Here is a 10,180-nt window from a genome sequence, read left to right as displayed (position 1 = left end):
GCAGTTATTACTGCTGCCCGCAGAGACCGTTCTTCCTCATTTCTCTGTATACTTGAATGAGCTTCGCTAAGACCTCGCTACGGAACTCGCGTAGCTTCGCCTTAGGCGGGGTGTTGCCCGTCACCAACACTATGTAGTAGTTCTTGTCGCTCTGCTCCTCGACCAGTACTTTGAACTCGCCTAGCTCGCTTAGGACTCTCCGGGCCGACTCTAGGACCTGGAAGGGGTCGCAGTCGACGGGGAACTCGAACCTGACTTGGAACCGCTTCTCCTCCTCCTCGACCTCCTCTAGGACTATGCTCCCCGAGAACAATGTCGAGTTAGGTATCTTGACTAGCTCGCCGGAGTCGAGAACTACCTTGGTGTACATCAACCCTACCTCTACCACGACGCCCTTCAGGGACGGGACCACGTAGTCCATGCTGAAGGCCTTGTAGGCAGGAAAAGTCACGGCCGAGACCGGTAGGTTGGGGCTACCGATCCTGACCTTCGAGCCGGGCTTTATAAAGCCGCTACCGAGAATTATCAGCCCGGCGAACAAGTTGGCTAGCACGGGCTGGAGGCCCAGACCGATCACGAGGCCCGAGAAGGTGGCGCCGGCCAGTATGCTCTCGCCGCTGACACCTAGTATGGCCAGTATTACGACGCCGAGTACCACGTAGCCTACTATCAGGAATACGTTCCTGACCAAGTAGGCTTCTCTTCCTACGTGCTTGACCCTCGCGAGTATCATCGAAGAGACCAGCTCGATAGAGGACACCCCGAGTATCAGGGCCAGGGTTACCTGGATGATGGGGTAGTAGTTGACCACGACAACGCGGATCTCCTCGGGGAGGATTCCGGGCTGCCTTATCGCCCAGGCTATAATGCCGACCACTATAATCAGCAGTAGCAGGTACACTAGCTTTCTCAAGTCTCCCACTAGCCTAGGTTTAAAGAAGATCAGGTCCCTATAAACAAATGCGTGAGAGAATGTGTAGGCTCATCGCGCTCGTAGACCAGCACCCGGACAACTACACTCTCAGTAGGCTTGCATGGGCCTTTGTCGAGTCAAGCAGGTTCGACGAGTATTTGTCTAGGTTAACTAATGGCAGGGCCTACTCGCACGACGACGGCTGGGGGTTGGCGGGGGTTGGTGTTGTAAGGTCGGACTTCGCAGTGGTGTACCACAGGAGCCTACTGCCGCTGTTCAGCCCCCCGAGTATCGTGGAACTACAACTCCTACTGGACAGGCTGAAGCGCTACGACAGCATCTACTTTATAGCCCACGCTAGGAAGTCAAGTAGGAGCGAGCCCTACGGCCTGGAGTACACACACCCGTTCAAGTTCGAGCTAGGGGGCGGCGTGTTCTGGTTTGCTCACAACGGGGGGCTCGACAAGAAGTCTCTGGCTAAAATGTTAGGGGTTAACCCGTGGGTTCACGTAGACTCCGAGGTGGCAGGGATGTACCTGGCGAGGCGCTTGTCGGAGTGCGAGAGCGGGCCCGAGGACTGCCTCCTAGACGCCTACAGGGGGTTGGTCGAGTATACCACGAGCGGGTTGAACACGCTTCTCTTGCTCTTGAGCGGCGAGAGCCCTAGGCTGTTTGTCACTCACTTCTTCAAGAAGACCGGTGATGGGGCGAGGGACGAGGCTTTGAGGGAGTACTACCAGCTGTACCTACTCGAGGACGGGCATCTTAAGGCCGTGGTGAGCTCGACTGTGACGAGGTACTACGGAGGGGGCGGCTTTAAACCGCTCGATGAAGGCTTGTACGAGCTCGGCTTGAACGGCCTCCGCAGGGTCGGTGACATAGGCGTGAAAAGTTGAGTGAAGCTTAAAAGCGTTCTTCACGGAATATAACTATTGCTTGATGGTGGTTACCACATGAGCAAGACCTACGAGACGCTTGGAAACTTGAAAGTGGGCAGCTTCATAGTCATAGACAACGAGCCTTGTAGAATAGTAGAGATGTCGAGGGCGAAAACGGGGAAGCACGGGAGTGCCAAGGCCCACGTCGTGGCGATAGGCCTCTTCAGCAAGGCTAAAAAGACGCTGGTCGCGCCGGTGGACACGCAAGTGGAGGTCCCGATCATCGAGAAGAGGGTTGGGCAGGTCATAGCCGACATGGGGGACAAGGTTCAAGTGATGGACTTGGAGAGCTACGAGACCTTCGAGGTGGAGAAGGAGTTCATAGACGAGAAGATCAGGGACAAAGTCCAGACAGGCGTCGAGGTGGAGTACTTCTCGATAATGGGTAAAAGGCTCATCGTTAGGTTGAGGTAGCTCACTGCAGGTCTGGTATGAAGTCCGGTTTTGCCGCCAGCCTGATCAGCGGTATTGTCAGCCCTGGCTTCGGGTGTTTCGAGAGCTCGAACCTGTCCTCGCTTAGAGACGCCACAATATAGTTGGTGTTCTTCAAGTCCTCGGCCTCTTTACCCTCGGCTATGTAGTAGTAGAACACGGGTATCCCGTAGTACTTGTAGTAGTCCCTGAAGACCCCTAGAATCCCCAAGACCACCTTGTCGCCCGTCTCGAACCTCAGGATGTAAGAGGCCCCCTGGGGCATGGAGATAGCGGCGGCGAGCCTGACAAGGTCAGCTAGGCTGCCCAGTTTGACCGGCACCACCTTCTCCAGGGACTCTCCCATATATGCTGTACCTCTTGTACAAGTGCCTGTAGAGTCTATAGAACGTCCTGGAATTTAAACCGATAGTCCTAGGCGCAGACCTAAGGAGGCCTCTCGGTATCACGATAAACGCCTCCTCTAGACCGTAGTGCTTGTAGATTATCTCGCCCTCGGGGTTGATCACTATCGTTGGGAGAGCGTAGACCGTGCCGTCCCTCCTCACGAACCTGCTACCAGGAACCAGAACCCACACCCTGTAGATCAACGCCAAGCTCTTCGACAACTCGATGTAGTTCTTGGGCGGTTCTACCTGCGGGAGCGCCACTATAAGCAGGTTCGCGTTGTTCTCCGTAATGAACCTCGCTATCTCAGGGTAGAAGAGCTCGTCTTCTATTAGTGTGTTAAAGACGAGCCCTTTGTCTACGAACATCGGCAGGTCCACCCCCTTAGAGAGACCGAGCCTCCTCTCCTTCTCGTTGAGCACGAGCTTCCTGCGGGTAGCCAGGCCTTCTTCGAGCTCCCACGAGGTGAAGGCTGTGGAGACGTATATCTTGGAGGAGACCCTCTCGAAGTAGCCTGGGAGGACGATGTTTACACCGTAGTGGTCCGAGAGAGTGACCAGGGTACTGATGTAGCTCGACTCCCTAGTCAGAGCGAAGAACTTGCGTAGGTCGTCTCTTCGGATCACATCGTACAACTGGATAATGGGGCCGTACGGCTGCATGTATGGCAGGACGATCGTGGAGACGTTGTTCTCGCTTGCGTAGAAGACTATTTTTCTCGCGGCTTCCAGGTTGAGCCTCAGCCCGGCCTCGTGGACGCTCAGGTGAGCTACGGCCAGTAGTCCCCCGGAGGGCGCCTCCTTGCCCCCCACAAGCTCTACCTTCATTCACCGGGTCCTCGCGGGGTCCTACTAGCTCTCCCTCCCGCAGTAGAACGAGTACCTGTCTCTGAGCTTGCTCAGTAGCTCGTCGTTGTTCAAGACCAGGCTGTGGAGCTCGCTGTAGATCGCGTTGAGCACGCTCAAGTAGTCCTCTTTACCGGTTGCTACGTCGTCCATTTTACTCTCCAGCAGCCTCGTAGCCTCAACGCCGATCAACGGCGTTTTTGCCCAGCTTGTCTTCTTAGACGCGTTGTGCGGGAACAACTCATCGAACAGGAATTCCGCCACCATCTTGCCTTTTTTAGTTACTATTAGCCTGTTCTTTTTAATAATCACGTAGCCCCTCTCCACGAGGGTAGATAGGATTTTCGCGTAAGTGCTCGGTCTACCGATCCCCTCCTTCTTCATCCACGAAACGACCTCGTGCGTTTTCGGGAGTGGGGGCTGAATGAATGCCACGTCTTTGACGACCAGTTTCACCGGCGTCTCGACCTCCGGCAGTCTGTTCTTGGGGTCTACAGTAAACGGCTTGTACATTTCCAAGAAGCCCGGCTCGACCACGTCTACGTAGTCGGTTTGCTCCAGCGAGACTTTTTTCGCACACCCGCCCTCCGCTCCGTCCTTTAGACAAAACTCCAGCCCGTACTTCTCGGCAAGAACCTTCGCCGCCTTCATCTGGCTGGCAATGAACCTCCTGAATATAAGGTCGTACAACTGGTAGTGCTCCCTCCTCAACTGGATGGGGAAGTCCAGCACTCCCTCTCTTACAAGTTCCCTCAGGCGCTCGGCGTCGATGGGCCTGGTGGGTCTTATACACTCGTGTGCCCCGCCCGTACCCCACTGCCTGGGCTTGAACAAAGCTGTGTCACCATACCTCTCCTCAATGTACTGCCTCGCCACTGACAAGCCCGCATCGCTTACTCTAGTGCTGTCGGTCCTGTGATACGTTATCAAGCCTACCTCGAACAGTTCCTGGGCGATATTCATGGTTAGAGAGGCCGTGAATCCCAGGGTCCTCGACGCTTCCGCCAGCAGGGTGTCTGTCGTGAACGGGGGCGGGGGTTCCACCTCTATCTCATCGTGCCTCAGTTTTACGAGCCTCACCTCCACGTTCTCCTTGAAAGACTTCGACAGCTTGTCTCTCACCCTCTTAGAGGCTACCTTGGGTCTCTTGGTACCTAACTCTCTCTTAGAAAGTTCCCTGAAAATACCCGGGAATCCCTTCCTCTCTAATGGTATCTCCACCCTCTTCTCAACGCCGTCGTGAGAGAGTGTCACTGAGAGCCTGTAGCCGCTGAGCTTACTTTTTTTCATCATACCCTCGAGTATGTACTTGAGGACGGGGCTCTGCACCCTTCCGGCGCTCCAGTTGTAGTTAGGCCTGCAACAGTCGCGGACGCTCTTGATCCCCCTCTTGGGGTTGTGCATTTCTTCGTAGCAGTACTGGACCCACAGGTACTTCTGGAGGATAGCGGATAGCGTGAAGCCGACCCACCTGTCGTCGAGCCTCCTCACGATCTGCGCCTTCACCATGTTGAGGTCTATGTCCTCCGGGTTCGCGATGGCGTTCAGGATCGCCCTCTTCGTGACCTCGTGGAACCTTATCCTCTTAATGTTCCTGTTGTAGGGCCTTAGTAGTACCGTTAGGTCCCATGCTATCTTCTCGCCCTCGGTATCCGGGTCTGTGCCCACTAGGACGAGGTCTACCTCCCTGGCCAGCTCTCTCAGCACGTTTATCACCTCGAGCTTCCGCAGCGCTATCTTGTCGCAGAGAGCCTGTTCTTGCGGCTCTTCTGTGAACTGGCGCCCGTCCTCGCACTTCTTGATGTCCGTGTAAATCGGGATGAACTTAGACCCGTCTCTCAAGATACCGTAGACGCTCTCGTCATCCACGTCCCTCCCGGCCAGTTTCTCGAATATGAGGTCCCTGTTCTTGCTCGCTACTAGGTCGTATACGTGTCCCCCGCTCGCGACGATCGTGAGGATGTAGTTGCCGGTGGCCACTTCGTAGGCGAGCAAGCCCTTGCCCAGAATCCTGATAGAGGGCCTTCCGAAGAACCTGGCTATCGTCCTAGCCTTGTTCGGGGACTCGACTATCAAAAGCGTGGACTTAACCAGCTGGTGCACCTTGCTCTCCTTCACCTCGCCCTTCATGACCCTCAGTACTTCCTCTCTGTCCCTATCTATCTCCGACACCACCGCGTCCAGGTCCACGTCCTTCAAGTCCTTGAACTGGAAGTCTTCTAGAACCCACCTCAGCCTCCTAGAGAGCCCCCTAAGAAGCCTGACGTCGTCGACCACAAGCACAGACAGCCCCTTCGTCAGCCCGCCGGGGTACAGCCTACTGGTTCTACCACTAGCTTGGATGTAAGTCGTGTAGTCCGGTATCATGATGTACTGTTGCCCGTCCTCCGTCACCAGCGCGACCTCGCCTACGCTGCTCAGCTTGCTCCTCACGTCCTCCCTAGACAGAAGCCTCCTGGCGTACTCGAGGGCGGCCGTCAAGTCCCTTAGTAGGGGGGTCTCCTCGACCTGTTCGCCGCTGAGCTTCTTCCTGAAGTCCTCTCTGACCCTCAAAAGCGCGGCGCCGCTGAGTCTCCTGAACCTAGAGGACAGCCTGCCAAAGATTTTCTCCAGGTCGCGTTTCTCGTCTCCTTCAACGACCTCTAGAAGGGCCGCTATTAGCCTCAACAGGTCTATTGGGGAGACGTCCTCGAGCTTGCTGCTGAACTTGTGGCGGGGTACTCCAGCGAATACTGCGTACCTTACTCTAGCAGGCATGTCAAGCCCTCTCACCAGTGTCCCGTAGTAGACCGCGACGCCGACTAAGACGTCTACATCGCCTCTCTCGAACTCGGAGAGTATCCGCGGCGGCTTCTTACTGTGGAAGGACTCCGCTTTAATACCGCGCTCCCTCAACAACCCGGCTAGTTTGTCGGCATACTCAACGCCCTTGTCGACGGGGACGAAAACGAGCCCGCCGCTACCCAGTTTCGAGACCAGGTCTATGACTGTCTCCTCCACACTCTTCTCGGGTATAGTGTACGTGTCCACTATATTCCTCAAAGCCTCGGGTCTCGAGCCTGCCACGAAGCCCATGAAAACCTTGAATAGCTTCGGGTAGACTCCTCGAGGCCTACCGGTCGCGGTGTTCACCACTAGCACCGTGTCTATTCTCTTCCTGACCTCGTCCACCTTCTTCTCCAGTTCCTCGACTTCCTTCTCGAGCTTCGACCTTTCTTCGTCGCTCAGCCTCCTAGCCAGCCTCTGCGTCGCCTTGACAAGCCTAATACCCTCCTCTATCTCGTCCTCTGTGATACCTACCAGCCTCATCACGGTGGACACAGACCGCTTGCTCCTCAAGACCGCGTCGACGTCGTCCATTACTATCAGCTTGTACTTGTGCCTGCTCAGTACTTCGACGTTGTCCTGGAGGAACCTGTTAGTCACTAGTAGCACGTTGAAGCTACCCTCTTCTATAGCCTTCATCGCCTTAGCCCTCTCCTCCTTCCCCATCCTGCCGTAGACGTAGACCACCCTCACGCAATCGCTCCCGGCGCTCTCTTCCTCGGTGCAGAGGCGGACGCCCGCGTTCTCCGCGAGCTCTTTGAGCCTATTAATGGACTGGGTCAGCAGTACTACTGTGGGGAAGGCGACTACTACCTTGTACCCCCTGTTCTTCGAGACCAGGTAGAGCGACATCACGAGGGAGAACAGGGTCTTACCCATACCCGTCGGCGCGACGATGGTGAACGAGACCCCCCTCAGTACCCGCCTAGCCCACGTCTTCTGGGCGCTCGAGGGCCTCGAGCCCTTTGTAGCCCTAATGAAGAACTCCTCGAACTCTCTAAGGGCCTCCTCTTCCTCGAGGAGTCTCTTCAGCCCGCCCTCTCTGTTGGTCAGCCTCTCGTAGTACTTCTTGAAGAGGTCTAGGTCCTCCAGCCCCTCCCCGGACTCGTCGATCATCTTTTTAAGCTCAAAGAAGTCCTCGTCTCTCAAACACGACTTGCAGGGGGCCCTGTAAAAGAGGCGTAGGTCGTCGATGTCCCTACCACAGTTAGGACACGCGTGCCTATAAACGGCTATTGGCTCGTCTAGTCTCTTTAAACCAACCTCCATGGAACCAGCCATTGTTTTCTATGTGATAAACCGTTGAAGGACAGCTTATATAACTTTCCTCCTACAATGGGCAAGCAAAAAACTTTTAGCCGACAACTCCGCGCGTCTTCACGACTTTGTCCGGGTATATCACGATACCCTTGTCCGTTATCTCGAACGGGTGCCTCTTCAGGCTGTGGCTTGTGCCCCTCATCTTCCAGACTATGACGCTCCTGATCAGCTCCCCATCTACCTCGTCGAGGTCGAGCCTGACGATACCGTCCGCAGCGTGTTCTACGCCCGGGCCGCCAAACCCCCTCTCAGTCACCGAGACCTGTGACACCAGAATTGACGTGGTGCCTGTACCCGAGAGCACCTTCTTCAACGACATTATCACGCTCCTCGCAATTGACGGTTTAGTCAAGTACAGCGTTGAGACACTGTCTATCACCACCCTCATCGCGTTCACGTCTTTGATAGCCGTCTTCACGACGTCCACGAGCTCGCCTACGTCTGTCGGGTCTTTGACGACGTACTTCTCCCTCTTCGCGGCCTCCCCGATCCCCCCAGTGAACGCGTCAACTACTGCGAAGACCCCTTGTTGCTCGTACTGCTTTACATCCCAGCCGAACTGCTTCATGTTGACCCTGACCTGGACCGGGTGCTCCTCTAGAGCCACGTATACGCCCGGCTCGCCCATCTGTAGCCCGTTCCACAGGAACTGGCTCGCCATTATAGTCTTACCCGTGCCGGGCCCCCCGCTCAGCAACACCACGTTCCTCTTCGGGATACCGCCGTTCAGTATCTCGTCGAACCCCGGGATGCCCGTCTTCACTCTCTCGACCATCTCTGACCACCGCCAGAGCCGTAGCATTTATCACTCTGGAAAAACAGTATTAAAAACCTTCTACCGTGGAGGTGGTCTGCCCGTCTCAAACCACGTACACGCGGGTAGACGAGCCCGTTCTCTACATGGCTCGCTACTCACACGCCGCGACCGGGTGGAGCTAGCTTACGGGGTGTTAAATTATAATAACGGATTACCACCCTAATTACAGACTGGACTAGAGGTGTTTCTCCGTGAGTAAGACCGGTGAGGTTAAGCTCAGGGTGCTAGAGGCGAGAACCAGCGACGTGGGCAGGAAGATCGCGAGGATGGACGAGAGGGTCATGAGGAGCCTCGGTGTAGAGTCAGGCGACTACATCGAGGTCATAGGGCCGAAGGGCTCTGTCATAGTGAGAGTACTGCCCGCCAGACCCGAGGACGCGGGGAAGGAGGTGATAAGGCTTGACGGCTACATAAGGAATAAGATCGGCGTCGGGATAAACGAGTACGTCACTGTGAGACCCGCTAAGATAGAGCCGGCTACAAGAGTCGTCTTAGCACCCGTGGCGCCCGAGGGTTACGGTTTCTACGGGATCTCCCTAGACCCGAGCTACGTGAGGCGCCTCCTGCCGCCCTACACGCCTGTGAGCAGGGGGGAGATAATCGTCATACCGTTTTTCGGCATGGAGCTGAAGATGGCTGTCGTGAGCACGCAGCCTACGTCGAACGTGTACATAACCGAGAACACCGAGATAGTGATCAGAGAAGAGCCGGTTAAGGAGGAGGCCGTCGCAAGGGGTATACCCAGAGTCACTTGGGAGGACATAGGCGACCTGGAAGAAGTCAAGGAGAGGATCAGGGAGATCGTCGAGCTCCCCCTTAGACACCCGGAGCTCTTCAACAGGCTGGGTATAGAGCCCCCGAAGGGGATACTGCTCTACGGCCCTCCCGGCACTGGTAAGACTCTGCTGGCCAAGGCGCTAGCCAACGAGATCGGGGCCTACTTCATAGCGATCAACGGCCCAGAGATCATGAGCAAGTTCTACGGCGAGTCGGAGGAGAGGCTTAGAGAGGTGTTCAAAGAGGCCGAGCAGAACGCTCCGGCCATAATCTTCATCGACGAGATCGACAGCATAGCGCCGAAGAGGGAGGAGGTCGTAGGAGAGGTCGAGAAGAGGGTCGTAGCGCAGCTACTCACGCTGATGGACGGTTTGAAAGAGAGAGGCAGGGTCATAGTAATAGGCGCCACTAACAGGCCCGACGCGCTGGACCCGGCTCTGAGGAGGCCGGGCAGGTTCGACAGGGAGATAGAGATACCACCCCCCGACAAGAGGGCTAGGAGGGAGATCCTCGCCGTCCACACCAGGAACATGCCCCTCGCCGAGGACGTGGACTTGGGTAAGCTAGCCGAGATCACGCACGGGTATACAGGAGCAGACCTCGCAGCGCTAGTCAAAGAGGCTGCCCTCGCAGCGTTGAGGAGGTTCGTGAAGGAGGAGAACATCGACCTCAACCAGCCCATACCGGCTAGCAAGCTCGAGAAGCTCAAGGTGACGATGAGCGACTTCCTGAACGCGCTTAAACTCGTACAGCCCTCCCTAATCAGGGAGGTCTTCGTCGAAGTACCGGAGGTCAGGTGGAGCGATATAGGAGGTCTAGAGGACGTCAAGCAGCAGCTCAGGGAGGCTGTCGAGTGGCCGCTCAAGTACCCGGACATCATCAGCAAAATGGGTATAGAGCCCCCGAAGGGGATACTGCTCTACGG

At 56.1% G+C, this 10,180-nt stretch carries 8 protein-coding genes; 3 read left to right on the top strand and 5 right to left on the bottom strand.

Annotation, left to right across the window (positions count from 1 at the left end):
- Positions 1-7 precede the first annotated feature (7 nt).
- Positions 8-913 (bottom strand): mechanosensitive ion channel family protein, encoded by a 906-nt coding sequence (locus ACP5VX_RS04485; RefSeq protein WP_428724698.1) that lies wholly within the window; start codon positions 911-913, stop codon positions 8-10.
- A gap of 47 nt (positions 914-960) precedes the next feature.
- On the opposite strand from ACP5VX_RS04485, the gene ACP5VX_RS04480 reads away from it, so the two are divergent.
- Positions 961-1,809 (top strand): class II glutamine amidotransferase, encoded by an 849-nt coding sequence (locus ACP5VX_RS04480; RefSeq protein ID WP_428724697.1) that lies wholly within the window; start codon positions 961-963, stop codon positions 1,807-1,809.
- A gap of 57 nt (positions 1,810-1,866) precedes the next feature.
- Positions 1,867-2,265: a translation initiation factor IF-5A gene (locus ACP5VX_RS04475; protein WP_428724696.1), complete on the top strand. Its 399-nt coding sequence runs from the start codon at positions 1,867-1,869 to the stop codon at positions 2,263-2,265.
- Position 2,266: 1 nt separating this feature from the next.
- On the opposite strand, the gene ACP5VX_RS04470 is transcribed toward ACP5VX_RS04475, so the two are convergent.
- From ACP5VX_RS04470 to ACP5VX_RS04455, 4 genes are all read right to left on the bottom strand, one after another.
- On the bottom strand, positions 2,267-2,629 hold the full coding sequence (locus ACP5VX_RS04470; RefSeq protein ID WP_428724695.1) for a hypothetical protein: 363 nt from the start codon (positions 2,627-2,629) through the stop codon (positions 2,267-2,269).
- Positions 2,577-3,497: a carbon-nitrogen hydrolase family protein gene (locus ACP5VX_RS04465; protein WP_428724694.1), complete on the bottom strand. Its 921-nt coding sequence runs from the start codon at positions 3,495-3,497 to the stop codon at positions 2,577-2,579. Before ACP5VX_RS04465 ends, ACP5VX_RS04470 begins: the two co-directional genes overlap by 53 nt.
- Positions 3,498-3,521: 24 nt before the next feature.
- Positions 3,522-7,610, bottom strand: a complete 4,089-nt coding sequence (gene rgy / locus ACP5VX_RS04460) for a reverse gyrase (protein WP_428724693.1) — start codon at positions 7,608-7,610, stop codon at positions 3,522-3,524.
- An 85-nt stretch (positions 7,611-7,695) separates the two neighbouring features.
- Entirely contained in the window at positions 7,696-8,436 is a 741-nt protein-coding gene (locus ACP5VX_RS04455) for a KaiC domain-containing protein (RefSeq protein WP_428724692.1), read from the bottom strand.
- Between the two features lie 233 nt (positions 8,437-8,669).
- On the opposite strand from ACP5VX_RS04455, the gene ACP5VX_RS04450 reads away from it, so the two are divergent.
- The coding region (locus ACP5VX_RS04450) for an AAA family ATPase (RefSeq protein ID WP_428724691.1) at positions 8,670-10,180 on the top strand (1,511 nt) is incomplete at its 3' end.

This window comes from Thermogladius sp., from assembly GCF_049970955.1.
Lineage (GTDB): Archaea > Thermoproteota > Thermoprotei_A > Sulfolobales > Desulfurococcaceae > Thermogladius.
This window is presented reverse-complemented; position numbering and strand designations above follow the sequence as displayed.

Bases quoted from the DNA above. Each gene is read 5' to 3' on its own strand.
- ACP5VX_RS04480 (WP_428724697.1), top strand. From the start codon at position 961: ATGCGTGAGAGAATGTGTAGGCTCATCGCGCTCGTAGACCAGCACCCG.
- ACP5VX_RS04455 (WP_428724692.1), bottom strand. From the start codon at position 8,436: ATGGTCGAGAGAGTGAAGACGGGCATCCCGGGGTTCGACGAGATACTG.
- ACP5VX_RS04475 (WP_428724696.1), top strand. From the start codon at position 1,867: ATGAGCAAGACCTACGAGACGCTTGGAAACTTGAAAGTGGGCAGCTTC.
- ACP5VX_RS04470 (WP_428724695.1), bottom strand. From the start codon at position 2,629: ATGGGAGAGTCCCTGGAGAAGGTGGTGCCGGTCAAACTGGGCAGCCTA.
- rgy (WP_428724693.1), bottom strand. From the start codon at position 7,610: ATGGAGGTTGGTTTAAAGAGACTAGACGAGCCAATAGCCGTTTATAGG.
- ACP5VX_RS04465 (WP_428724694.1), bottom strand. From the start codon at position 3,497: ATGAAGGTAGAGCTTGTGGGGGGCAAGGAGGCGCCCTCCGGGGGACTA.